The sequence below is a fragment of the Pseudomonas acericola (SeqCode) genome (assembly GCF_053456465.1).
Map to the genome: position 1 here is coordinate 504,851 of NZ_JBRFJB010000002.1, position 22,118 is coordinate 526,968.

At 60.8% G+C, this 22,118-nt stretch carries 22 protein-coding genes; 7 read left to right on the top strand and 15 right to left on the bottom strand.

The window, feature by feature from the left end:
- Positions 1-256: 256 nt before the first annotated feature.
- Complete coding sequence (locus ACU688_RS08325) at positions 257-691, bottom strand: PA3611 family quorum-sensing-regulated virulence factor (protein WP_207039862.1); 435 nt, start codon at positions 689-691, stop codon at positions 257-259.
- Positions 692-871: 180 nt separating this feature from the next.
- Between ACU688_RS08325 and ACU688_RS08330 the strand changes: the two genes are divergently transcribed.
- From ACU688_RS08330 to ACU688_RS08340, 3 genes are all read left to right on the top strand, one after another.
- Entirely contained in the window at positions 872-1,591 is a 720-nt protein-coding gene (locus ACU688_RS08330; RefSeq protein ID WP_448184338.1) for a tRNA-uridine aminocarboxypropyltransferase, read from the top strand.
- Between the two features lie 251 nt (positions 1,592-1,842).
- The gene (erdR, locus tag ACU688_RS08335) at positions 1,843-2,493 is read left to right on the top strand and encodes a response regulator transcription factor ErdR (protein ID WP_017738247.1); all 651 of its coding nucleotides are present in this window, start codon (positions 1,843-1,845) and stop codon (positions 2,491-2,493) included.
- A 75-nt stretch (positions 2,494-2,568) separates the two neighbouring features.
- Complete coding sequence (locus ACU688_RS08340; protein WP_017137081.1) at positions 2,569-2,931, top strand: diacylglycerol kinase; 363 nt, start codon at positions 2,569-2,571, stop codon at positions 2,929-2,931.
- A gap of 3 nt (positions 2,932-2,934) precedes the next feature.
- Here the strand turns inward: ACU688_RS08340 and ACU688_RS08345 are convergent, their stop codons facing one another.
- Complete coding sequence (locus ACU688_RS08345; RefSeq protein ID WP_017738246.1) at positions 2,935-3,861, bottom strand: LysR family transcriptional regulator; 927 nt, start codon at positions 3,859-3,861, stop codon at positions 2,935-2,937.
- 125 nt (positions 3,862-3,986) lie between these two features.
- Between ACU688_RS08345 and fpr the strand changes: the two genes are divergently transcribed.
- Positions 3,987-4,766: a ferredoxin-NADP reductase gene (gene fpr, locus ACU688_RS08350; RefSeq protein WP_124526086.1), complete on the top strand. Its 780-nt coding sequence runs from the start codon at positions 3,987-3,989 to the stop codon at positions 4,764-4,766.
- 148 nt (positions 4,767-4,914) lie between these two features.
- Here fpr and tsaA read toward each other — a convergent pair whose 3' ends face one another.
- The 7 genes from tsaA to ACU688_RS08385 form a co-directional block, all read right to left on the bottom strand.
- A complete protein-coding gene (gene tsaA, locus ACU688_RS08355; protein WP_448184339.1) occupies positions 4,915-5,610 on the bottom strand; it encodes a tRNA (N6-threonylcarbamoyladenosine(37)-N6)-methyltransferase TrmO in 696 nt (231 codons plus the stop codon).
- Positions 5,611-5,679: 69 nt separating this feature from the next.
- On the bottom strand, positions 5,680-6,141 hold the full coding sequence (locus ACU688_RS08360; RefSeq protein ID WP_448184340.1) for a YehS family protein: 462 nt from the start codon (positions 6,139-6,141) through the stop codon (positions 5,680-5,682).
- A 69-nt stretch (positions 6,142-6,210) separates the two neighbouring features.
- Positions 6,211-6,921: an rRNA pseudouridine synthase gene (locus tag ACU688_RS08365; protein ID WP_017738244.1), complete on the bottom strand. Its 711-nt coding sequence runs from the start codon at positions 6,919-6,921 to the stop codon at positions 6,211-6,213.
- Positions 6,922-7,077: 156 nt separating this feature from the next.
- On the bottom strand, positions 7,078-7,575 hold the full coding sequence (locus ACU688_RS08370; RefSeq protein WP_448184341.1) for a GNAT family N-acetyltransferase: 498 nt from the start codon (positions 7,573-7,575) through the stop codon (positions 7,078-7,080).
- 107 nt (positions 7,576-7,682) lie between these two features.
- Positions 7,683-9,023 carry a 30S ribosomal protein S12 methylthiotransferase RimO gene (gene rimO / locus ACU688_RS08375; RefSeq protein WP_003231334.1) on the bottom strand — a complete coding sequence of 447 codons (1,341 nt, stop codon included), beginning with the start codon at positions 9,021-9,023 and terminating at the stop codon, positions 7,683-7,685.
- 167 nt (positions 9,024-9,190) lie between these two features.
- Positions 9,191-9,505 (bottom strand): type II toxin-antitoxin system YafQ family toxin, encoded by a 315-nt coding sequence (locus ACU688_RS08380; protein WP_448184342.1) that lies wholly within the window; start codon positions 9,503-9,505, stop codon positions 9,191-9,193.
- Entirely contained in the window at positions 9,441-9,761 is a 321-nt protein-coding gene (locus tag ACU688_RS08385; RefSeq protein ID WP_448184343.1) for a type II toxin-antitoxin system RelB/DinJ family antitoxin, read from the bottom strand. Before ACU688_RS08385 ends, ACU688_RS08380 begins: the two co-directional genes overlap by 65 nt.
- A 386-nt stretch (positions 9,762-10,147) precedes the next feature.
- On the opposite strand from ACU688_RS08385, the gene ACU688_RS08390 reads away from it, so the two are divergent.
- The 3 genes from ACU688_RS08390 (at position 10,148) to ACU688_RS08400 (ending at position 13,737) form a co-directional block, all read left to right on the top strand.
- Positions 10,148-12,049, top strand: a complete 1,902-nt coding sequence (locus ACU688_RS08390) for a potassium transporter Kup (protein ID WP_017738240.1) — start codon at positions 10,148-10,150, stop codon at positions 12,047-12,049.
- 126 nt (positions 12,050-12,175) lie between these two features.
- Complete coding sequence (locus ACU688_RS08395) at positions 12,176-13,282, top strand: NADH:flavin oxidoreductase/NADH oxidase (protein WP_448184344.1); 1,107 nt, start codon at positions 12,176-12,178, stop codon at positions 13,280-13,282.
- Positions 13,283-13,551: 269 nt separating this feature from the next.
- On the top strand, positions 13,552-13,737 hold the full coding sequence (locus ACU688_RS08400; RefSeq protein ID WP_448184345.1) for a hypothetical protein: 186 nt from the start codon (positions 13,552-13,554) through the stop codon (positions 13,735-13,737).
- Between the two features lie 51 nt (positions 13,738-13,788).
- On the opposite strand, the gene ACU688_RS08405 is transcribed toward ACU688_RS08400, so the two are convergent.
- The 6 genes from ACU688_RS08405 to ACU688_RS08430 form a co-directional block, all read right to left on the bottom strand.
- Positions 13,789-15,414: a glucan biosynthesis protein D gene (locus tag ACU688_RS08405; RefSeq protein ID WP_448184346.1), complete on the bottom strand. Its 1,626-nt coding sequence runs from the start codon at positions 15,412-15,414 to the stop codon at positions 13,789-13,791.
- 351 nt (positions 15,415-15,765) lie between these two features.
- Positions 15,766-17,628: an NAD(P)-binding protein gene (locus ACU688_RS08410; protein ID WP_448184347.1), complete on the bottom strand. Its 1,863-nt coding sequence runs from the start codon at positions 17,626-17,628 to the stop codon at positions 15,766-15,768.
- 177 nt (positions 17,629-17,805) lie between these two features.
- On the bottom strand, positions 17,806-19,230 hold the full coding sequence (locus ACU688_RS08415) for a gamma-aminobutyraldehyde dehydrogenase (RefSeq protein ID WP_448184348.1): 1,425 nt from the start codon (positions 19,228-19,230) through the stop codon (positions 17,806-17,808).
- Between the two features lie 115 nt (positions 19,231-19,345).
- Complete coding sequence (locus ACU688_RS08420) at positions 19,346-20,155, bottom strand: ABC transporter permease (protein ID WP_025856826.1); 810 nt, start codon at positions 20,153-20,155, stop codon at positions 19,346-19,348.
- Positions 20,145-21,074, bottom strand: coding sequence for an ABC transporter permease (locus tag ACU688_RS08425; RefSeq protein WP_207039851.1), 930 nt, complete (start codon positions 21,072-21,074; stop codon positions 20,145-20,147). Before ACU688_RS08425 ends, ACU688_RS08420 begins: the two co-directional genes overlap by 11 nt.
- 1 nt (position 21,075) lies before the next feature.
- Positions 21,076-22,110 (bottom strand): ABC transporter ATP-binding protein, encoded by a 1,035-nt coding sequence (locus ACU688_RS08430; protein ID WP_448184349.1) that lies wholly within the window; start codon positions 22,108-22,110, stop codon positions 21,076-21,078.
- Between the last annotated feature and the right edge of the window lie 8 nt (positions 22,111-22,118).

A 22,118-nucleotide genomic window follows, 5' to 3' on the forward strand; every position in this document is an offset into this window, starting at 1 on the left:
ACGAGCCATTCGCCGGAGGCGACGACACTGCATGTGTCGCTGCTTGCCGCTGGGGGCAACCTTCTTTTGCCCTGAAAATGTTACAGAACAGCAGGGGAAATGCTGTGATTGAAGGGTAGGGATGGCTTGATCATGAGCCGGAAAACCCTTGGCTGGCAACCACTTATTGGTTGCTCGAGAGAGAGTCTAGCTGCCCGAAAGGACTTGAGGCGGGGGAGTGCGCACCACCGGACGGCAGTGCGCGAAGGTCATGCCGTTACTTTTTCTTCTTCGCCGGGGCAGGGCAATCTGCTTCGACAAACTTCACCGACGCCACGGGGCGGTTGGTCTTGTTCTCAGTGATTTCATAGCGCATTACCGCCCCCTTGGCCATCAACTCGCGGTAACCCTTGTTCAGGCACACGCTCTGGCCGAGCTGGAAATATACGGCCTTGGGGTTGGCGCGCATCTGTTCGGCGCGGTCGGGCAGTACGCTGAGGTGATCGATCAGTTGCATGCCTTCAACGGTGTAGGCCACTTCCAGGGTCTTTTCGTCGATTTCCCGGGGCAGGTCCTTGTTGCTTTCAGCTGCGACGCTTTGCAGCTTGCGGTTCATTTGGGCCTCCAGCAGCGAGGCCGCCTGGGCGCCCACAGGCAATACCAGCGCGAGGGCGATGGACGGGGCGGCAAGGCGCAGCATGGAACGCAACATGAAACTCTCCTGATTCGGGTACTGGTGCATAGACCAGCCACTGCGCTGTGCGTTCAGTGGCGCGCAATTATAGGTGAGCCGTTGCCACTACAGCCAGGCGTATCGCTGGTAAACTGCCGGCACTTAAAGCCCTCCACGAGTTTTCACCGTGTCGATTTACCCGTCCCAACGGCGCATCCGATGAGCCACGCCGTCTCCCGCCTGCGCACCCAGCGTCTGGCACGCGCCGTCAGGCCGTTCCTGAATCGTGGTTCCCGCGCCGAGCGTTGCTCCGGCTGCCGAGTTATTCCCGAGTACTGCCTGTGCGCCTGGCGACCGAAAGTCGCGGCCAGGTCGGCGATGTGCCTGCTGATGCATGACGTTGAGCCGATGAAACCCAGCAACACCGGCTGGCTGATCGCCGATGTAATCGACGACACCACCGCGTTCGCCTGGTCGCGCACCGAGGTTGACCCCAATTTGCTGACCTTGTTGGCAGACCCGCAATGGCAGCCTTACATCGTATTCCCCGGCGAATTCGTGGTGCCCGAGCGGGTTGTCAGCCAAGTGCAGGTGGAGGAGGGCAAGCGCCCGCTGTTCATCCTGCTGGACGGGACCTGGAGCGAAGCGCGCAAGATGTTCCGCAAAAGCCCGTACCTGGAGCATTTGCCGGTACTGAGCCTGGCGCCTGAGCAACTGTCGCGCTACAAGCTGCGCCGCTCCAAGCGTGATGATCATTTCTGCACTGCGGAGGTCGCGGCGCTGTGCCTGGAACTGGCCGATGATGGCGCCGCCAGTGAAGTGCTGGACGCCTACCTTGACGTCTTCAGCACCCATTACCTGGCCGCCAAATTTCAATTACCCCTGGACCCGACCGACAGCGTCCATACTCGTCTTGCACCCTATATCCCAGCGGTATAGCCAGACGACGTTTGCATGATGGCACCGTAAACCCCGCGCCGCTAAAATGCCCAAGGGCGTAGTGCTTGACCCCCCAGGCTACGCTGGGCATGCTGAGCGCCGATTGGGGCGCAACCGTGAATTTTCGACGTCGTTCCACGTGCTTTTGACGTCGAACTTGCCCTGTGGCGATGGCTGCCTGGCCGTCGCCTAGTGTATTGGCGAACCCTGAACCCATCAGGGCTCCCATAAAAAACAGGATCATTTAATCAATGGCCACATACGAAATCCTGATAGCCGATGACCATCCGCTGTTTCGCAGCGCCCTGCACCAAGCAGTGACCCTGGGCCTTGGCCCGGACGTGCGCCTGGTCGAAGTGGCCAGCATTGCCGAACTGGAAGCCCGCCTCACCGAAAAATCCGACTGGGACCTGGTGCTGCTCGACCTGAACATGCCGGGCGCCTACGGCTTCTCGGGGTTGGTGCTGTTGCGTGGGCAATACCCGCAGATCCCGGTGGTGATGGTCTCGGCGCAAGAAGAAGCCGATGTCGTGGTGCGCTCCAAGGAGTTTGGCGCCAGCGGTTTCATTCCGAAATCCAGCGCCATGGAAGACATTCAGAACGCCGTGCGCAGTGTGCTGGATGGCGACGTGTCCTGGCCGCCGCAGGCGTTTGAAGAAATCAATGTGTCTGACGAAGCCAAGGCGGCCCGTGATGGCCTGGCCAGCCTGACGCCCCAGCAGTTCCGTGTGCTGACCATGGTCTGCGAAGGGTTGCTGAACAAGCAGATTGCCTACGAGCTGAGCGTGTCGGAAGCGACCATCAAGGCCCATGTCACGGCGATCTTCCGCAAGCTGGGGGTGCGCACGCGGACCCAGGCGGCGCTGCTCTTGCAACAACTTGAGTCAATTTCGCAGCATTAAGTTGTTACCGATTCACGCTTTTTTGACTTGGCGTGATCTAGTTTTCCCACTTCTTTGGTTCAGTTGCCTACGTCTATGTCGCCTTTCAAGGGTCAAACCGGTATCAAACGTATCTTCAATGCAGGGGGCTATTCCCTGGATGGCCTGCGTGCGGCTTTCACCGGCGAGGCGGCCTTCCGTCAGTTGGTGTTGCTCAACGTGATCCTGATCCCATTGAGCTTCTTCCTGCATGTCAGCCGGGTCGAACGCGCCTTGCTTATCGCCGTGTGCCTGCTGGCCTTGATCGTCGAGTTGCTCAACTCGGCGGTGGAAGCGGCGATCGACCGGATCTCCCTGGACCGCCACCCCTTGTCGAAAAACGCCAAGGACATGGGTAGCGCCGCGCAATTCGTCGCGCTGACCATGATCACCCTGGTGTGGGCCGTGATCCTGATCTAACGCTCAGGCAATGCTCGGCAGCACGATCTCGTCGCTGCGCTGAACCCCAGCGGTGAAGGCGCGGCACAGCTCCAGGAACTCGCGCATGGCCGAGGTCTGATACTTCTGTTTATGCCAGATGAAGTAGAACTGCCGGGCCAGGTCCAGGTCCGGGGTTTCCACCGGCACCAGGCTGCCACGGCGGAATGCATCGCGCAGCGCCAGCCGCGAAATACAACCAATGCCCAACCCTGACTCCACGGCGCGCTTGATCGCCTCGGTGTGCTCCAACTCCAGGCGGATATTCAGTGCGCTGCGGTGATGGCGCATGGCTTGGTCAAACGTCAGGCGCGTGCCCGAACCTTGCTCCCGCAGGATCCACGCCTCACGCGTCAGCTCATCCATGCTCGCCACGCCACGCTTGGCCAGGTGATGCTGGGGCGCGCAAAACACCACCAATTCATCTTCAACCCAGGTTTGCACCTCGATGTCCGGGTGGCTGCAGTCGCCTTCGATTAGACCCAGGTCAATTTCGTAGTGCGCGACCTGGTGCACGATATGCGCAGTGTTCTGCACATGCAGCTTCACCTGGCTCTCGGGGTGTTGCTGCATAAAGCTGCCGATCAGCAGGGTGGCCAGGTAATTGCCGATGGTCAGCGTGGCGCCGACCGCCAGGGAACCGAAGCCGGACTTGCCGTTGAGCAGGTCCTCGATCTCCTTGGCCTGGTCCAGTAGCGCCACAGCCTGGGGCAGCAGCTGATGGCCGAGGGCGTTTAGGCTCAGCCGTTTGCCCGCGCGGTCGAATAATTGGCAGCTGGATTGGCGCTCCAGCTCGGTGATCGAAGTGCTGGCGGCGGATTGAGATAAGGCCAGAAGGCCAGCAGCGCGGGAGACGCTTTCCTGCTGGGCGACGGCGACGAAGACTTGCAGTTGACGGAGAGTAAATCGCATATCGATATAACCGATAACCCTTATCTTAATAATCCAGTTAACAGATATTGTCGCCGCCATTAGAATGCTGTGCAATTGCGCATCTATCTCTTTGGCGCAGACCTATTTCCAGGAGTTCCCCGTACATGAGCAACATGAACCACGAGCGTGTCCTCAGTGTTCATCACTGGAACGACACTCTGTTCAGCTTCAAGTGCACCCGCGACCCGGGCCTGCGCTTCGAGAACGGTCAGTTCGTGATGATCGGCCTGCAACAACCCAACGGCCGCCCGCTCATGCGCGCTTACTCCATTGCCAGCCCGAACTGGGAAGAGCATCTGGAGTTCTTCAGCATCAAGGTGCCGGATGGCCCGCTGACTTCCCAATTGCAGCACTTGAAGGAAGGCGACGAGATCATCATCAGCAAAAAACCGACAGGCACCCTGGTGCTTGACGATTTGAAGCCGGGCAAACACCTGTACCTGCTCAGCACCGGCACTGGCCTCGCTCCATTCATGAGCGTGATCCAGGACCCGGAAACCTATGAGCGCTTTGAAAAAGTGATCCTGTGCCACGGCGTGCGTTACGTCAACGAAGTCGCTTACCGCGAGTTCATCACCGAGCACCTGCCGCAGAACGAATTCTTCGGCGAGGCCCTGCGTGAGAAGTTGATCTACTACCCAACCGTGACCCGCGAGCCGTTCGAAAACGAAGGCCGCCTGACCGACCTGATGCGCAGCGGCAAGCTGTTCACCGACATCGGCCTGCCGCCGATCAACCCCGAGGACGACCGCGCCATGCTGTGCGGCAGCCCAAGCATGTTGGACGAGACCAGCGAAGTGTTGAACAGCTTCGGCCTGAAAGTTTCGCCACGCATGCGTGAGCCGGGTGATTACCTGATCGAGCGTGCGTTCGTCGAGAAGTAAACACCGCTCAGAAAAATGTGGGAGCCGGCTTGTGTGGGAGCTGGCTTGCCTGCGATGCATACAACTCGGTTTTTCAGTTACACCGAGGTGATGCTATCGCAGGCAAGCCAGCTCCCACACAAGCGGCTCCCACATTTGTTTCCGGCACTTACTCTGCTGGAAGTACTTCCAGCACACATATCGTCCCAGCCTCGGGATAGTGCCAGCGCACATCCACATCCCAGAACTGCGCGCCGTACTCGCGCTCAGGCCCAGGCGTCTGATACGCCGGCCGCGGGTCTTGCGCCAAGCACTGCTCAATCAGCGCCACCAACGGCTCATCCAGCCGCTGGGCGTGGTTTTGTGCCTGGTGCAGCGCAGTCTTCAGCCACTGCACGGGAATCAGCGTGGGCGCACCACTGGCCATGTCATTGGTGGCCGTGCTGATGATGTCTGCGTAGGGCACATACGGCTTGATATCCAGCACCGGCGTGCCGTCGAGCAGGTCGATCCCGGAAATCCACAGCCGCCCCGGCTCCACCTTGTCCAGCTTGACCACCGACTGGCCGATGCCATTGGGCCGGTGCGTCGCACGGGTGGCAAACACGCCCATGGAGGTGTTGCCGCCCAGGCGTGGCGGGCGCACTTTCAGGCGCGGCTTGTCTTCCAGAGCCTGGTGGAACAGAAACAGCAGCCACACATGGCTGACCTGCTCCAGACCCTGCACCGCCTCGCCGCCGTCGAACGGCGCCACCAACTCCAGCACGCCACGGGCGGCAGGCGCCAGTTGCGGTTGGCGCGGGATGGCGAACTTCTCCTTGAAACAGGAGCGCACGAAGCCGACGGGTGAGACGTTGTAGGGCATTTTTGGAGCCTCAAGTTGCAAGCTGCGAGCCACAAGCTTTTCACTTGCAGCTTGAAGCTTGTGGCTGCTTTAAGCTCTGACGCGCAGCGTCAGGCCCTTGAGGAAGTTGCGCAGCAACTGGTCGCCGCAGGTGCGGTAGTTGGTGTGGCCGAACTTGCGGAACAGCGCACTCAGTTCAGGCTTGGACACCGGGAACTCGGCGGCCTTGAGGATGGCGTGCATGTCGTCTTCTTTCAGTTCGAAGGCCACGCGCAGCTTCTTGAGGATGATGTTGTTGGTCACCGGGGGTTCGATCGGCTGCGGCGGACGGCTTTCGTCCTTGCCGCGCTTGAAGATCACCAGGCCATCGAGGAAGTGCGCCATGACGTCGTCCGGGCAGAACACGAAGCCTTCTTCCTCGTCTTTCTTGAGGTAGGTCAGCAGGTCGTCCTTGGTCACGTCCATGCCGCCGAGCTTGATGATCTCGACCATCTTGTTGTCGCTGATGTCGAGCATGTAGCGCACGCTACGCAGTACGTCGTTGTGAATCATGGTGGGTAATCCTGGTATTCAACTGAGGACACCGCCCAAATCCGGCGGTGTCGAGAAAGGGGCGGCGGCTTAGAACTTCTCTTTGGCCGACAGGTAGCGCCACTGGCCGACCGGCACCTTGCCGATGGACACGCCGCCGATACGGATGCGACGGATGGCAATGACCTTGAGGCCCACCGCTTCGCAAAACAGCGCGATCACGCCCGGCTGCGGGTTTTTCATCGCAAAACGCAGGCGGTTTTCGTTCTGCCAGCTGGCTTTGACCGCCGGCAGCTCCTTGCCTTTGTAGGTCAGGCCGTGGTTCAGGCGGTTGAGGCCGTGGGCAACCATGTCGCCTTCCACTTCCACCACGTATTCCTGCTCGATCTTGGCGGCATCGGCGGTCAACTTGCGCAGAATCTTCCAGTCCTGGGTAAACACCAGCAGGCCGCTGGCCTTGGCTTGCAGGTCGGCGCTGGCGGTCAGGCGCAGGAAGTGGCCCTTGAGCGGGCGCTTGCTGAAGCGGTGTTCTTCGGACAGGGTATCGGCGCTGATCGAGGCCATCGCCGTTTCTGCATCCACGCCAACCGGCGCGTGGAGCAGGATGGTCACCGGCTCTGGCACGGTGGCCTTGGCGTCCGGGTCGAGCTCGACCTTCTGGGTGGTGACCTTGAACTGCGGCTCGTCGATCACTTCACCGTCCACCGAGACCCAGCCGCCTTCGATAAACAGCTCAGCCTCCCGACGGGAGCAACCGACCAGTTCGATAAGGCGTTTGGAGAGGCGTATGGGGTCAGTCATGACAAGGGCCGTAACAAAAGGGGGCGGCTATTGTACCTGCCTGGCGCCGGTTAATCCCGGCCCCATTTCAGTGCCGGTGTTTTTTGTGGAAGCTCTGGCATTGCTGGGACCTGGCTTGTGTGGGAGCTGGCTTGCCTGCGATGGCATCACCTCGGTTTAACTGAATGACCGAGTTGCCCGCATCGCAGGCAAGCCAGCTCCCACAGAAGAGCGCAGGCGCAGGTGCAGCAACGGATAAGGCTGGCCCAAACCATCATGCTCCGTCCGTCCGATGACTTCGAAGCCCTGCTTGCAGTAGAAACCCAGCGCCTGCGGATTCTGTTCGTTGACGTCCAGCTCATCGGCATTCATGTGTTCGATGGCATAACGCAGCAACTGCCGGCCAAGCCCCTGGCCCCGATGCTGCGGGTCGATAAACAGCATCTCCACCTTTCCCGCCGCCACGCCGGCAAACCCGGTGATGCGTTGGCGCAGATCCTTGGTGCAGATCAGCATCACAGCGTCCAGGTAACGGCTCAGCACCAAGTCTTTCAGTAACACGATGTAGCTGTCCGGCAGAAAGTCATGGGTGGCCCGCACCGAAGCTTCCCAAATCCGCGCCAACTCCGCGTAGTCGCTGGTTTTAGGTGTATGGATAACCGAATGCTGACGCATGCCTGCTGCCCCTTGCCGAATATGATTGGCGTCGATGGGCAAAACGATAGACGTAAAAAAGCCCCGCATCTTGTCCAGAGGCAGGGCTTTTTCAAATCTTTACAGCGTTAGTCGCGCTTTTCGGCCCACAGGTCGTATTCGTCGGCGTCGGTCACGGTGCACCAGACCTTGTCGCCCGGCTTCAAACCGCTGGCATCGTCGATAAACACGTTACCGTCGATCTCCGGCGCATCGAAGAAGCAGCGGCCTACGGCGCCTTGTTCATCGACTTCGTCGATCAACACTTCGATTTCCTTGCCGATGCGCAGTTGCAGGCGCGCCGAGCTGATGGCCTGTTGATGCGCCATGAAACGCTCCCAACGGTCTTGCTTGACGTCGTCCGGCACCACGGCCAGGTCCAGCAGGTTCGCCGGAGCGCCTTCCACCGGCGAGTACTGGAAGCAACCCACGCGGTCCAGCTGCGCTTCGGTCAGCCAGTCCAGCAGGTACTGGAAGTCTTCTTCGGTTTCGCCGGGGAAGCCGACGATGAAGGTCGAACGGATGATCAGCTCCGGGCAGATCTCGCGCCAGTTCTTGATGCGCGCCAGGGTCTTGTCTTCGAAGGCCGGGCGTTTCATGGCTTTCAGGACTTTCGGGCTGGCGTGCTGGAACGGGATGTCCAGGTACGGCAGGATCTTGCCGGCGGCCATCAGTGGGATCAGCTCGTCGACGTGCGGGTACGGGTAAACGTAGTGCAGGCGCACCCACACACCCAGGCTGCTCAAGGCTTCGCACAGTTCGGTCATGCGGGTTTTCACCGGCGCGCCGTTCCAGAAACCGGTGCGGTATTTCACATCGACGCCGTAGGCGCTGGTGTCCTGGGAGATCACCAACAGCTCTTTTACGCCGGATTTGACCAGGCGTTGGGCCTCGTCCAGCACATCACCGACCGGACGGCTGACCAACTTGCCGCGCATCGACGGGATGATGCAGAAGCTGCAACTGTGGTTGCAGCCTTCGGAAATCTTCAGGTACGCGTAGTGACGCGGGGTCAGTTTGATGCCTTGCGGCGGCACCAGGTCGATCAGCGGGTTGTGATCCTGACGCGGCGGTACGACTTCGTGCACGGCGTTGACCACCTGCTCGTACTGCTGCGGACCGGTCACCGCCAGCACGCTCGGGTGCACGTTGCGGATATTGCCTTCTTCCACGCCCATGCAGCCGGTCACGATGACCTTGCCGTTTTCCTTGATCGCTTCGCCGATCACTTCCAGGGACTCAGCCTTGGCCGAATCGATGAAACCGCAGGTGTTGACCACCACCACATCGGCATCCTGGTAAGTGGACACGACGTCATAGCCTTCCATACGCAGTTGCGTAAGGATGCGCTCGGAATCGACAAGCGCCTTCGGGCAACCCAGGGAAACAAAGCCAACCTTGGGGTTGGCTTTTGCGATGGTGGTGGACATGTCTAACCTCGGTATTGAATGACGCCGCCGCCGTGAAGGGCAGGCAGCGGACGGGCACTTGGTGTGCCTCTGATCAAAAAGTGCGCAATTCTATCGATGGGCAACGCGCTTGACCAGCTTTATGCGGGGAAATGCGACGAGTGCGGCACTATCGAATTCGCCAATGACTACGCGAACAATTCAGCGTGGCTCCCCAAATCCACAAAGGTGATCAAGTCGGCCCGCGAGTTTTCATAAATCATCAGAAAGTCGCCACCGATATGGCACTCCCTGAAGCCCTCCCAATTGCCGGTAAGTGCATGGTCGCGGTATTCGGCGGGAAGCTGCTCGCCCAGGAACAGCAGCACCATCACTGTCCGTACTTCATTCATATCTCGGCGCCCGGCCCGCTTGTAGCGTTCCCAGGACTTTTTGAATTCAGGCGTCTGTGCGCATTGTTTTGGCAGGTCGGCGCGTTTTTGCTTCTTCTGCGGTTTCGCCATCAGCGTCCCCTAGCATTTCGTCGATTGAGTCGAACTGGCGACGAATCTCACGCGCTTGTGCCATGGCACGAGCGGTTTTTTCCGAAGGGACGCGCACCTCAAAGGGCAGACCCTGCGTTGTCACGACCTGATGGAGGAAGAGGCGCAAGGCTTCACTGAGGCTAAGCCCGCACGCGTTGAGCACAGCAGTGGCACGCTCTTTCAAATCCTCGTCTATGCGGCAACGCACGTCAGTGGTTTTCAGTAATGCGGACATATCAGGACTCCTCTACAAAAAATGTAGCTACATCGTGGCTACGTTTTCAGTATGGGGTCACCCAACAGACTTGATCAAACGCTTTTTCTGTTGAACACGAGGTCAAGCAATCCGTGCGTCGGAAACCGTAGAGGGAGGCCAAAGTAGCCTTGTCGATAAGAGAGTTCAATGCAGGCAAATAGCGCTCAAATGGCCTTCATCTCTGTAGGCCAACACACGCGAACCGCGAAATCCCCCAACCGCTGCGCTATGCTTCGCGCCGTTGCCCACAGGTAAAACGCCAAGGTCAATAAAACGTCTGTTACGAGAAGTAAAACAGCGCATGCTACGGTCAGTTGAGACGCGCTGTTTATAAAAGACCTCAGGTCAAAGGGCAGGAGTGGTTGATGGGTCAGGCAAGTAGTCCGGCGGCAGGCGCCGCGCATTCCACCACTAAGCCGATTGGCATGCTGGTGGCAGCGGTCGGGGTGGTTTACGGCGATATCGGGACCAGCCCGCTCTACACCCTTAAAGAGGTGTTCAACGGCGGTTATGGGGTTCAAGTCAACCATGACGGCGTGCTGGGGATCCTGGCGCTGATCTTCTGGTCGCTGATCTGGGTGGTGTCGATCAAGTACATGCTGTTTGTGCTGCGCGCCGATAACCAGGGCGAAGGCGGCATCATGGCCCTGACTGCGCTGGCGCGGCGGGCGGCGGGGGAGCGCAAGAAACTGCGCAGCTTCCTCGTGGTGTGTGGCCTGTGCGGCGCGGCGCTGTTCTATGGCGACAGCATGATCACCCCGGCGATTTCCGTGTTGTCGGCCGTGGAAGGCCTGGAACTGGCGTTCGACGGCCTGGAGAAATGGGTCGTGCCCATCGCCCTGGTCGTGCTCGTGGCGCTGTTCCTGATCCAGAAACACGGCACCGACCACATCGGCAAGCTGTTCGGCCCGGTGATGGTGACTTGGTTCCTGGTGCTGGGCGGCCTCGGTGTGTATGGCATCACCCTGCACCCCGAAGTGCTCAGTGCGATGAACCCGATGTGGGCCGTGCGTTTCTTCGAGGCGCACCCGGGCATTGGCGTGGCGATTCTCGGCGCGGTGGTGCTGGCACTGACCGGCGCCGAAGCGCTGTACGCCGACATGGGCCACTTCGGCCGCAAGCCCATCGCCCGTGCCTGGTTCATCCTTGTTTTGCCGGCACTGGTGCTCAACTACTTCGGTCAGGGCGCGATGCTGCTGGGCGACCCGGAAGCCGCGCGCAACCCGTTCTACTTGCTGGCGCCGAGTTGGGCGCTGATCCCGCTGGTGGTGTTGTCCACCCTGGCCACGGTGATCGCGTCCCAGGCGGTGATCTCCGGCGCGTTCTCCCTGACCCGCCAGGCGATCCAGTTGGGTTACATCCCGCGCATGCACATCCAGCACACCTCCAGTGCCGAACAGGGCCAGATCTACATCGGCGCGGTGAACTGGTCGCTGATGGTCGGCGTGATCCTGCTGGTGCTGGGCTTCGAGTCCTCCAACGCCCTGGCCTCGGCCTACGGCGTGGCGGTGACCGGCACCATGCTGATGACCACCATCCTGGTGTCGGCGGTGATGTTGCTGCTGTGGAAGTGGCCACCGATCCTGGCGGTGCCGGTGCTGGTCTGCTGCCTGTTGGTGGATGGGCTGTACTTTGCCGCCAACGTGCCGAAGATCATCCAGGGCGGCGCTTTCCCGGTGCTGGCGGGGATCGTATTGTTTGTTTTGATGACGACATGGAAGCGCGGCAAGCAATTGCTGGTGGAGCGTCTCGACGAAGGTGGCCTGCCGCTGCCGATCTTCATCAGCAGCATCCGCGTGCAGCCGCCCCATCGCGTGCAGGGCACGGCGGTGTTTCTCACCGCGCGGCCAGACGCCGTGCCCCACGCGCTGTTGCACAATCTGCTGCATAACCAGGTGTTGCATGAGCAAGTGGTGCTGCTGACGGTGGTCTACGAAGACATCCCACGGGTGCCGGTCGAGCGGCGCTTCGAGGTGGACGCCTTTGGCGACGGCTTCTTCCGCGTGATCCTGCACTTCGGTTTCACCGATGAGCCGGATGTGCCCGAAGCGCTGAAGCTGTGCCATCTGGATAACCTGGATTTCAGCCCGATGCGCACCACCTACTTCCTCAGCCGTGAGACGGTCATCGCGTCGAAGATCGAAGGCATGGCGCGCTGGCGAGAAAGCCTGTTCGCCTTCATGTTGAAGAACGCCAACGGCAACCTGCGCTTCTTCAAGCTCCCGGTAAACCGGGTGATCGAACTGGGCACCCAGGTCGAAATGTAGTTTCTTGCAACACAGGGGCCGGCAATCGGCCCCTGCTTTCCTTTCTGAACCCTGTGCAATCCACCGTTGTCGACTAGGCTCTAAGCACTGTTGAACAGTGCCCATAGAACCCAGAAGAGGTGCGCCATGAGCCAGCTGCTCGAACCCTATACCCTCCGTCAATTGACCCTGCTCAACCGCATCGCGGTGTCGCCGATGTGCCAATACTCCGCTGAAGGGGGGCTGGCGAATGACTGGCACCTGGTGCACCTCGGCAGCCGCGCCGTGGGGGGCGCCGGGCTGATCTTCACCGAAGCCACCGCTGTGACTGCCGACGGTCGCATCACCGCCCAGGACCTGGGCCTGTGGAACGACGCACAGATCGAACCGCTGCAACGCATCACCCGTTTTATCGCGGCCCAAGGCGCGGTGGCCGGGATTCAACTGGCCCACGCCGGGCGCAAGGCCAGCACCCACCGGCCATGGATCGGCAAGCACGGCAGCGTCAAGCCGGACGACGGCGGCTGGGTGCCAGTGGGCCCATCACCGATAGCCTTCGACCCCCAGCACACGCAGCCCAAACAGCTGGACGAAGGGCAGATCCAGCAAGTGATCGCTGACTTTGTCGCCGCCGCCAAGCGCGCACTGACTGCGGGGTTTGAGGTGGTTGAGATCCACGCCGCCCATGGTTACCTGTTGCATCAGTTTCTCTCGCCGATCAGTAACCAGCGCCAGGACCAGTACGGCGGCTCGTTTGAAAACCGCATCCGCCTGGTGCTGCAAGTGACAGAGGCCGTGCGCCAAGTCTGGCCTGTAGAACTGCCATTGTTTGTGCGGGTGTCGGCCACCGACTGGGTCGAAGACGGTTGGAACCCGGATGAAACCGTGGAACTGGCGAGCCGCCTCAAGGCACTCGGCGTGGACCTGATCGACGTGTCCTCCGGTGGCACCGCCGCCAACGCCGAGATCCCCATCGGCCCCGGTTACCAGACGCGCTTCGCCGAGCGTGTGCGCAAGGAAGCGGGCATCGCCACCGGCACCGTGGGCATGATCACCGAACCGGCCCAGGCCGAGCACATCCTGCGCACGTGCCAGGCCGACATCATCTTCCTCGCCCGCGAACTGCTGCGCGATCCGTACTGGCCCTTGCATGCCGACGACGACCTGGGCGGGCGCAAGGCCATCTGGCCGGCGCAGTACCAGCGGGCGACTCATCGGGACCAGCCGATTCATGAGTCTGACTTGAGGGATTAAGCCCTACGCGGCATCAGAGCCCACCCTGACCCGGTGGGCTTTTTTTTGCCTGGGTGCGTGGGATGTGACTGTAGGTATTTGTTACCGCGATAATTTTTTAAGTGATTACTCTAAAAAAATCGCACGGTTACCGAGATCGTTTCTACGCTTAGGGTAAGTCTGATTTCTGGCCCGGGGAGTCAGTCTGTTTGTCCGCTGAGGCATTGCGCTTCACGGGAGGCGGTTGATGGGCATCAGGAACAGTTGATTGAATTCAGGAGTAGTAGTCCATGGCCAAGTCCTATGGTGTTGTGGGTGCAGTGGCGTTTTTTGTGACCCGCAGAATGTCTTTATGGGGTCGACGATTGAGTTCGGATGAGGCCGAATTACTGGCGCAGTATCGCGCCCTGACCGAAAACGATCAGGTGGCGATGCGGTATCTGATTGGGGCGATGAAGAGTGTGTCGCGGTTCTGAAAGCACAATTGAACCCTGTGGGAGCTGGCAAGCCAGCTCCCACATTTTGCATCAGGTGTACTTACGCTGGTCCGGTGCCGGCGGGAAGTACTGGTACAGCCAGGTTTCGCTCAAGGTGCGGTCCTGGGTGCGAATGAATAGACGCAGTTCCACCGGCTCCACGCTGTCGCTGGTGGGGTACCAGTCGAACAGGATGCGGTAGCCCTTGATGTTATCGAGCACCAGGATGCTGAAATCCTTCACCTCGCCATGGGAGCAGGTCACCACCGGTTCGATCCCGGTGCCGGCCGGCAGGCGATCCAGGCCGCCGCCCTTGAAGTCCACGGCAAAGCGACGGGCCCACACCGGTGGGTAGTGTTCGCCCGGTGCCCAGCCTTCGGTGAAGCCGCCCATGCCGGAGCGGGTGGCATCGACTTGCGCCAACGGCGTGCTCACCGGCGGCAAGGCGCTCCAGTACAGCTTGTAGCCGTAGTTGAGCGAATCGCCGGCGGCCACGGGTTTTTTCGGTGTCCAGAAGGCCACGATGTTGTCCATGGTCTCGCCGGTGGTAGGAATTTCCAGCAGGTCGATGGAGCCTTCGCCCCACGCCGTGGTTGGTTCGACCCACAGGCTTGGGCGCTTGCTGTACCAATCCACGGTGTCCTGGTAGCTGGCGAACTCATGGTCGGTCTGCACCAGGCCGAACCCTTTCGGGTCTTTGTCGGCGAAGGCGTTGAACTGCAGCTTGGCCGGGTTGTTCAGCGGGCGGCAGATCCACTCGCCGTTGCCGCGCCACATCGCCAGGCGGTCCGAATCGTGGATCTGCGGGTGGATGGTGTCGCACATGCGGCGTTCATGGGTGCCGCAGCTGAACATGCTGGTCATCGGCGCAATGCCCAGTTGGTCGATGGCGGTGCGCGCATTGATATGGGTGTCGATGGCCATCACCACCTGGGTGGCCTGGCAGTCGATGTCGAAACGATAGGCGCCGGTGGCGCTCGGCGAGTCGAGCAGGGCGTAGACCACAAAACGCGTGGCGTCCTTGTCCGGGGTTTCGAACCAGAACTGTGTGAAATCCGGGAATTCTTCGCGTTTTTTCGCGTAGGTATCAATCGCCAGGCCGCGTGCGGACAGTCCGTATTGGCCGGTGTTGTCCACCGCACGGAAGTAGCTGGCGCCAAGGAACGACAACACATCATGGCGATCCAGTTCCGGTGCCTTGAACAGCTTGAAGCCGGAGAAACCCAGGTCGCCTTTCAGTTGTTTTGTATCGACCGTGGTTTTTTCGTAGTTGAACAGCGAAGGGCGGAAATGCACCTCGCGGGCCTCACGGGTCTTGGGATCGACACTGTGCATGCGCACCGGCGTCTTGAAGCCCATGCCGACGTGGAAGAACTGCACGTCCAGTTGGCCGTTCAAGTCCTTCCACAGCGAATGGTTGCCGTCATAGCCGATGGCGTTGAAATTTTGCGGGCTCATGGTCGCCAGGGTCGGCGGCAGCACCTGCTTGGTGTCTTTATACGCAGTGCCGGCGAGTTGCTTGGCCTGGGCCTTGAGGGTTTCAAAATCGAATGTCACAGCCTTGCCGTCGGCGGCACGGTTTCCGGCCCAGGCCTGCGCGGCGAGCAGGCCGCTGGCCGACAACCCGGTGTAGGCCGCAATGGCCATGGACGCTTTGAGCAAATTCCTGCGGTGCATAGAGACAACCTGTCGTGAGCAAATCCCGCGCCGTTCCTGGCACGTAGCGGATCAGAAATTACGGTTCGGACATGCCTTCGGCCAAACGCAACGGACAATAAACAGACGCCGGATAGCTTAAGCGGTTCGATGGTGTAGGAAAAATGATTGATAGCGGGGTGATGGCATTGCAAGTGCGACAAGACATTTCCGGGACCGCAGCCGGACACATTACTCAAGAAAGATGAAGATCCAATGTGAAAGCTGGCTTCTGTGGGAGCTGGCTTGCCTGCGATAGCATCACCACGGTATGACTGACACACCGAGGTGCCTGTATCGCAGGCAAGCCAGCTCCCACATTTAGAATGTATTTCAGCTCACTTCACCGACTGCCCTGTAAGCCTCGTCAATGGCCGCATGAGCATACGCACTCCACGCCGCATCCGAGTTGGCGATGCTCACATGCCCCACCGGCTTGCGCGCCAGGTCCATCCACGCTTCGCTCTCTTCGGCGTCATCAAACAAGCTGTTGGAGAAGCTCGCATACCCATGTGACCAGCGGTTGACAGTGATCGCCAGGATGTCCGTTTCATGGTTGAACCCACCCGGCCCGAGCATGCGTTGCAACTGGTCACGCAACTGCGCTTCCAGTTGCTCGAACGTCTGCCCATACAACCTGCCACGCCCGGCGCGCGCCTGGTCGCGGGCGTTCATGCCGCTGTTGGGGCTGGTGGGCACGTAGACCATGTGCAAGCCAATCGGCTGCGTCGGGTCGCGCGGGTGGTCGTAGCCGCCCATGCTCACCGGGTAGTCCAGCTTGATCCGGCTGTAAGGCTGGGTCGCCGCGTAGATCTCATGCACCCCGAGCTTTTGGAACGACTGCCAATTGCGGATCACCACCTTGGTGTACACCAGCGGGTATTTCACGTTCTGGCTCAAGGCATGGGCTTGGGTTGCCGGCAGGTCTTTCAACAGGTACGGAATCATCATGTTGTAGCAGGCCAGGATGCAGCGCTTGCCACGCACCTGTGCGAGTTGTCCGCCACGGCTGTAGCCGATATGCACGCCGTCGCCAACGTTACGCACGCTGACCGCCGTGCTGTTCAGGCGCAACCGTACGGCGGACGTCGGCTGGTCGAGCCGGGCGTAGTCAAACGGCGCCAGCACGATATCGTCCATGGTGTGCCCCGGCGCCACGCCCGGGATCAGGCTGCGCACCAACAGGCGCGCCACCGACGCGTTGCCATCGGGGAAGTGATAGATGTAAGGCTCTTCCATCTCTGCCGCCGCTTCTTCGCTGATCGGCGCCAGGTTCATCCCGGCAAAGCCTGGGAAACCCACGCTATAAGCGTCAGCCGAAGCCACGGCATCGATGCTCAACGCCATGAAGTCATTGGTGCGGCTTTGAAAGTACTTCACCGCACCTTGCGACAACCCTACGTTCTTCAGTAGGAAGTCGCGGTAGCTGGTGGCGGCCAGGTAGTCGGCCTTTTCTTCGGCGCTCTTGCCCGGCAGGTAATCCTTGGGCGCGGTGTGCAATTCGATCAAGGCGAGACGATCTGCCTCGGGCAGCGGAAAGTCATGGATGAAGTCACTGATGGAGCGCGCATTCAGTTGGTCTGGCGCCACATCGTCCGCCACCATCGGCGTCGGGTCGCCGGTCACCAGTTTGTCTTCGCCGAAGTTTTCCTTGTCGAAAAACACCCCGCGCGATAGGCCCAGGCCTGGGTAGAACTGGCGGTCGAAGGCGGTTTCGAAGCGCTTGATATTCACCCCGAGTTTCTTCAACAGCCCGTTTACCTCTTTGCTATAGAGGTGGTTGGGCGACTGGAACGCCTCGCTGCCGCCATAACCGATGATCATGCGGCCGCCGGCCTGGAACTCGTTGCGCTTGGCGTGGCCGCCGAAGTCGTCGTGGTTTTCCAGGATCAGGATCTTCGCCTTGGGATGCTTCTCGCGGTAGAACCACGCCGCCGACAAACCGCTCAAGCCGCCGCCGACCACCACCAGGTCATAGGTCTCGTTGATCGGCAGCTTTTCGGTGTCGAACACCTTCTTTTCCCAGCCCATCTGGTGCGCCACTTCGAACGAGCCGACATGGCTGCCGCGCAGGCCGGTGAGGGCGGGCGGGTAGTAGCGACCATCGGGGGCGGCTTGCAGGATTTGCAGCGGGGTCATGCCAGCGGCAAGGGTGATGGCGACGCCGTTGAGGAAGTCGCGGCGGGTGATGTCCATGGGGAAAACCTACGAATATTTATTGTTATAGGGAGATCCATGTGGGAGCGGGCTGTTGTGGCGAGGGAGCTTGCTCCCGCTGGAGTGCGAAGCGCTCCCAATATTTTTGGGGCCGCTGCGCAGCCCAGCGGGAGCAAGCTCCCTCGCCACAACAAGCCGGTTCCTACAGGGGAAATGTCAGTGCTTGAACATCACATGCCGAACAGTCGTGTAGTCCTCCAGCCCGTACATGGACATGTCCTTGCCATACCCCGACAGTTTCTGACCGCCGTGAGGCATTTCGCTGACCAACATGAAGTGGGTATTCACCCAGGTGCAGCCGTACTGCAAACGCGCGGCCAAACGGTGGGCGCGGCCTACGTCGGCGGTCCATACGGATGACGCCAGGCCGTAGTCCGAATCATTGGCCCAACCCAGCACCTGGGCTTCATCGCTGAACTTGGTCACCGACACCACCGGCCCGAACACCTCGCGGCGCACGATTTCATCGTCCTGTTGCGCGTCGGCCAGCACGGTCGGCTCGAAGAAGAACCCATTGCCTTCCACGGCCTTGCCGCCGGTGATCAGGCGGATATGTGACTGCGCCACGGCGCGTTCGACAAAACCGGCCACGCGGTCGCGGTGTTGCGCGGTGATCAGCGGCCCCAGCTCGGTGGTCGGATCATCCTGCAAACCATGCTTGATGCTGGCGACTGCCGCGCCGAGCTTCTCGACAAACGCGTCGTAGATATCCGCCTGGGCGTAAATTCGGCAGGCGGCCGTGCAATCCTGGCCGGCGTTGTAGAAACCGAAGGTGCGGATGCCTTCTACGGCGGCGTCGATATCGGCGTCGTTGAAGATGATCACCGGCGCCTTGCCGCCCAACTCCATGTGCATGCGCTTCACGCTGTCGGCGGTGCTGGAGATGATGTTCGCGCCGGTGGCGATGGAGCCGGTCAGCGACACCATGCGCACTTTCGGATGGTTCACCAGCGGGCTGCCCACCGTTGGCCCACGGCCGAATACCAGATTGAGTACACCTGCCGGGAAAATTTCTGCGGCCAGTTCGACCATGCGCAGCGCGGTCAGCGGGGTTTGTTCCGACGGTTTGAGCACCACGGTATTACCGGCGGCGAGGGCGGGGGCGATTTTCCACGCGACCATCATCAGCGGGTAGTTCCACGGCGCGATGGAGGCGATCACGCCCACCGGGTCGCGACGGATCATCGAGGTGTGGCCGGGCAAATACTCGCCACCGGCCGACCCGCTCATGCAACGGCTGGCGCCGGCGAAGAAGCGGAACACGTCGGCAATCGCCGGGATCTCGTCATTCAGCGCGGCGCTGTAGGGTTTGCCGCAGTTGTCCGACTCCAGCTTGGCCAGCTCTTCGCCGTGGGCTTCGATCGCGTCCGCCAGTTTTAGCAGCAGCAGGGAGCGGTCCTTTGGTGCGGTTTGCGACCAGCCTTCAAAGGCCGCATCGGCGGCGCGCACGGCGGCGTCTACCTGGGCTTCGCTGGCTTCGTTGATTTCCACCAGCACGCGGCCGAGTGCCGGGTTGAAGATGGCTTGGGCCGGGCCTTCGCCTGTGACCAGTTGGCCGTTGATCAGTAATTTGGTTTGCATGATTCAGCTCTCCACAAACTATTCATATTTCCCTGAAGAAACCCGGTTCAACTGTGGGAGCAGGCAAGCCAGCTCCCACATTGACCGCGTTTCCACAGTGGCAATGTGTTGTCAGTTACTTACCGCCACTCCCCGCCACGCTTTCACCGCCGCGCGTCAGGTAATAGGCACCGAGAATCGGGAACATCGTCACCAGCATCACCAGCATCGCGACCACGTTGGTCACCGGCACATCCCGTGGGCGGCTCAACTGGTTGAGCAGCCACAACGGCAAGGTGCGCTCGTGGCCAGCGGTAAACGTGGTGACGATGATTTCGTCGAACGACAGCGCAAACGCGAGCATGCCGCCGGCCAGCAGTGCCGAGCCGAGGTTGGGCATGATGATGTAGCGGAAGGTCTGCCAGCCGTCGGCGCCGAGGTCCATCGAGGCTTCGATCAGGCTGTGGGAAGTGCGGCGCAGACGGGCGATCACGTTGTTGTAGACGATCACCACGCAGAAGGTCGCGTGGCCGACGATGATGGTGAACATCCCCGGCTCAATGCCCAGGGTCTTGAACGTCGCCAGCAACGCGATACCGGTGATGATCCCCGGCAGCGCAATCGGCAGGATCAGCATCAGCGACACACCCTGCTTGCCGAAGAACTCACGGCGATACAAGGCCGCCGAGGCCAGCGTGCCGAGCACCATGGCGATCAGCGTGGCGATGGCAGCGATCTGCAACGACAGCTTGATCGCTTCCAGCACGTCCGGCCGGGCGAAGGCCACGCTGAACCACTTCAAGGTAAATCCCTGGGGTGGAAAGCTGAACGCGGCTTCTTCGGTGTTGAAGGCGTATAGGAAGATGATCAGGATCGGGAAGTGTAAAAACACCAGGCCGCCCCAGGCTGCGATCTTTAGACCGAGCGAAGATTTCTCAGAGTGCATCGAAGGCCCCCAGGCGTTTGACGATGGACAGGTAAACCGCGATCAGCACGATTGGCACCAGGGTGAACGCCGCCGCCATGGGCATATTGCCGATGGCGCCTTGCTGGGCGTAGACCATGCCGCCGACGAAGTAACCCGGCGGCCCGACAAGCTGCGGCACGATGAAGTCGCCCAAGGTCAGCGAGAAGGTGAAGATCGAGCCGGCGGCAATCCCCGGGATCGACAGCGGCAGAATCACCTGCATGAAGGTCTGGCGCGGCTTGGCGCCCAGGTCGGCCGAGGCTTGCAGCAATGACGGCGGCAAACGCTCCAGCGAGGCCTGGATCGGCAGGATCATGAACGGCAGCCAGATGTAGACGAACACCATGAATCGCCCCAGGTGCGAGGTGCTCAAGGTGCTGCCGCCCACGCCGGGAATGCCCAGCACGAATTGCAACACCGGCTCCAGGCCCAGGTGCTGCACGAACCACTGCGCCACGCCGCCCTTGGCCAGCAGCAGGGTCCAGGCATACGCCTTGACGATGTAGCTGGCCCACATCGGCATCATCACCGCGATGTAGAAAAACGCCTTGGTCTTGCCCGTGGTGTAGCGCGCCATGTAGTAGGCAATGGGGAAGGCCACCACGGCGCTGGCGATGGACACCACGATCGCCATGCTCAGGGTGCGCAGGATGATGTCGAAGTTCGACGGCTGGAACAGCGCGGCGAAGTTGGCCAGGGTCAGGTCCGGCGTGACCGCCATGGTGAAGTCGTCAAAGGTGTAGAAACCCTGCCAGAGCAAGGTCAGCAGCGAGCCGAGGTAGATCGCGCCGAACCAGATCAACGGCGGTATCAGCAACATCGCCAGGTACAGGTTGGGCTTGCGGTACAGCAGGTTGGAAAACCTGCGCATCGGCGGTTGGGAAAGGGCCAGGCTCATGTCACACCTCGCCTGCGATGTCGGTCAGTGGCGTCATGGCTTCACGGGCCCAGCGGGCGGTGATCGACTGGCCGACCTGATGGCCACTGCTGATGTCCAGCCACTGGTTGTTGGCCTGGCTGATGTTCAAGGCCTGGCCGTTTTCCAGTTTCAGCTCATAGCGCGTGGCGCTGCCCTGGTATTGGATGTCATGCAGCAGGCCGCTGACTTCCACTTCGCCGGCAGCCAGCGGGCCTTCGGCAAACCGCACGTGCTCCGGGCGGATCGAAAACGGCTGGGGGTTGCCGCTCAGGCGCTGGGCCAGCTCGCCGCGAATCACGTTGGAGGTGCCGACGAACTCGGCGACAAAGGTGGTGGCGGGCTTCATGTACAGGTTGCGCGGGGTATCGACCTGTTCGATGCGGCCTTTGTTGAACACCGCCACCCGGTCGGACATCGACAGCGCTTCGGTCTGGTCGTGGGTCACGAAGATAAAGGTGATGCCGAGCTGGCGTTGCAGCTTTTTCAGCTCGCTTTGCATCTGCTCACGCAGCTTGAGGTCGAGGGCGCCCAAGGGTTCATCCAGCAGCAACACGCGCGGGCGATTGACCAGGGCGCGGGCCAGGGCCACACGCTGGCGCTGGCCGCCGGACAGTTGCACCGGCTTACGCTCGCCGTAACCGCCGAGGGCGACCATGCCCAGGGCTTCTTCGGCGCGGTTGAGGCGCTCGGTCTTGCCGACGCCCTTGACCTTGAGGCCATAGGCGACGTTGTCGCGCACATTCATATGGGGGAACAGCGCGTAATCCTGGAACACGGTGTTTACGTCGCGCTGATACGGCGGCAAGCCTGCGGCTTCCTCGCCATGAATACGGATCGAGCCTGCGCTCGGTTGCTCGAACCCGGCGATCAGGCGCAGGCACGTGGTCTTGCCCGAGCCGGAAGGGCCGAGCATGGAAAAGAACTCGCCGTCCTGGATATCGATGGAAACCCGGTCAACGGCTTTCACTTCGCCGAACTGACGGGAAACGTGGGTGAATTGGACTGCAAGCGTCATGGTGCGGT

Coding starts and splice junctions, on each gene's coding strand:
- ACU688_RS08325 (WP_207039862.1), bottom strand. CDS start 691: ATGTTGCGTTCCATGCTGCGCCTTGCCGCCCCGTCCATCGCCCTCGCG.
- ACU688_RS08330 (WP_448184338.1), top strand. CDS start 872: ATGAGCCACGCCGTCTCCCGCCTGCGCACCCAGCGTCTGGCACGCGCC.
- erdR (WP_017738247.1), top strand. CDS start 1,843: ATGGCCACATACGAAATCCTGATAGCCGATGACCATCCGCTGTTTCGC.
- ACU688_RS08340 (WP_017137081.1), top strand. CDS start 2,569: ATGTCGCCTTTCAAGGGTCAAACCGGTATCAAACGTATCTTCAATGCA.
- ACU688_RS08345 (WP_017738246.1), bottom strand. CDS start 3,861: ATGCGATTTACTCTCCGTCAACTGCAAGTCTTCGTCGCCGTCGCCCAG.
- fpr (WP_124526086.1), top strand. CDS start 3,987: ATGAGCAACATGAACCACGAGCGTGTCCTCAGTGTTCATCACTGGAAC.
- tsaA (WP_448184339.1), bottom strand. CDS start 5,610: ATGCCCTACAACGTCTCACCCGTCGGCTTCGTGCGCTCCTGTTTCAAG.
- ACU688_RS08360 (WP_448184340.1), bottom strand. CDS start 6,141: ATGATTCACAACGACGTACTGCGTAGCGTGCGCTACATGCTCGACATC.
- ACU688_RS08365 (WP_017738244.1), bottom strand. CDS start 6,921: ATGACTGACCCCATACGCCTCTCCAAACGCCTTATCGAACTGGTCGGT.
- ACU688_RS08370 (WP_448184341.1), bottom strand. CDS start 7,575: ATGCGTCAGCATTCGGTTATCCATACACCTAAAACCAGCGACTACGCG.
- rimO (WP_003231334.1), bottom strand. CDS start 9,023: ATGTCCACCACCATCGCAAAAGCCAACCCCAAGGTTGGCTTTGTTTCC.
- ACU688_RS08380 (WP_448184342.1), bottom strand. CDS start 9,505: ATGGCGAAACCGCAGAAGAAGCAAAAACGCGCCGACCTGCCAAAACAA.
- ACU688_RS08385 (WP_448184343.1), bottom strand. CDS start 9,761: ATGTCCGCATTACTGAAAACCACTGACGTGCGTTGCCGCATAGACGAG.
- ACU688_RS08390 (WP_017738240.1), top strand. CDS start 10,148: ATGGGTCAGGCAAGTAGTCCGGCGGCAGGCGCCGCGCATTCCACCACT.
- ACU688_RS08395 (WP_448184344.1), top strand. CDS start 12,176: ATGAGCCAGCTGCTCGAACCCTATACCCTCCGTCAATTGACCCTGCTC.
- ACU688_RS08400 (WP_448184345.1), top strand. CDS start 13,552: ATGGCCAAGTCCTATGGTGTTGTGGGTGCAGTGGCGTTTTTTGTGACC.
- ACU688_RS08405 (WP_448184346.1), bottom strand. CDS start 15,414: ATGCACCGCAGGAATTTGCTCAAAGCGTCCATGGCCATTGCGGCCTAC.
- ACU688_RS08410 (WP_448184347.1), bottom strand. CDS start 17,628: ATGGACATCACCCGCCGCGACTTCCTCAACGGCGTCGCCATCACCCTT.
- ACU688_RS08415 (WP_448184348.1), bottom strand. CDS start 19,230: ATGCAAACCAAATTACTGATCAACGGCCAACTGGTCACAGGCGAAGGC.
- ACU688_RS08420 (WP_025856826.1), bottom strand. CDS start 20,155: ATGCACTCTGAGAAATCTTCGCTCGGTCTAAAGATCGCAGCCTGGGGC.
- ACU688_RS08425 (WP_207039851.1), bottom strand. CDS start 21,074: ATGAGCCTGGCCCTTTCCCAACCGCCGATGCGCAGGTTTTCCAACCTG.
- ACU688_RS08430 (WP_448184349.1), bottom strand. CDS start 22,110: ATGACGCTTGCAGTCCAATTCACCCACGTTTCCCGTCAGTTCGGCGAA.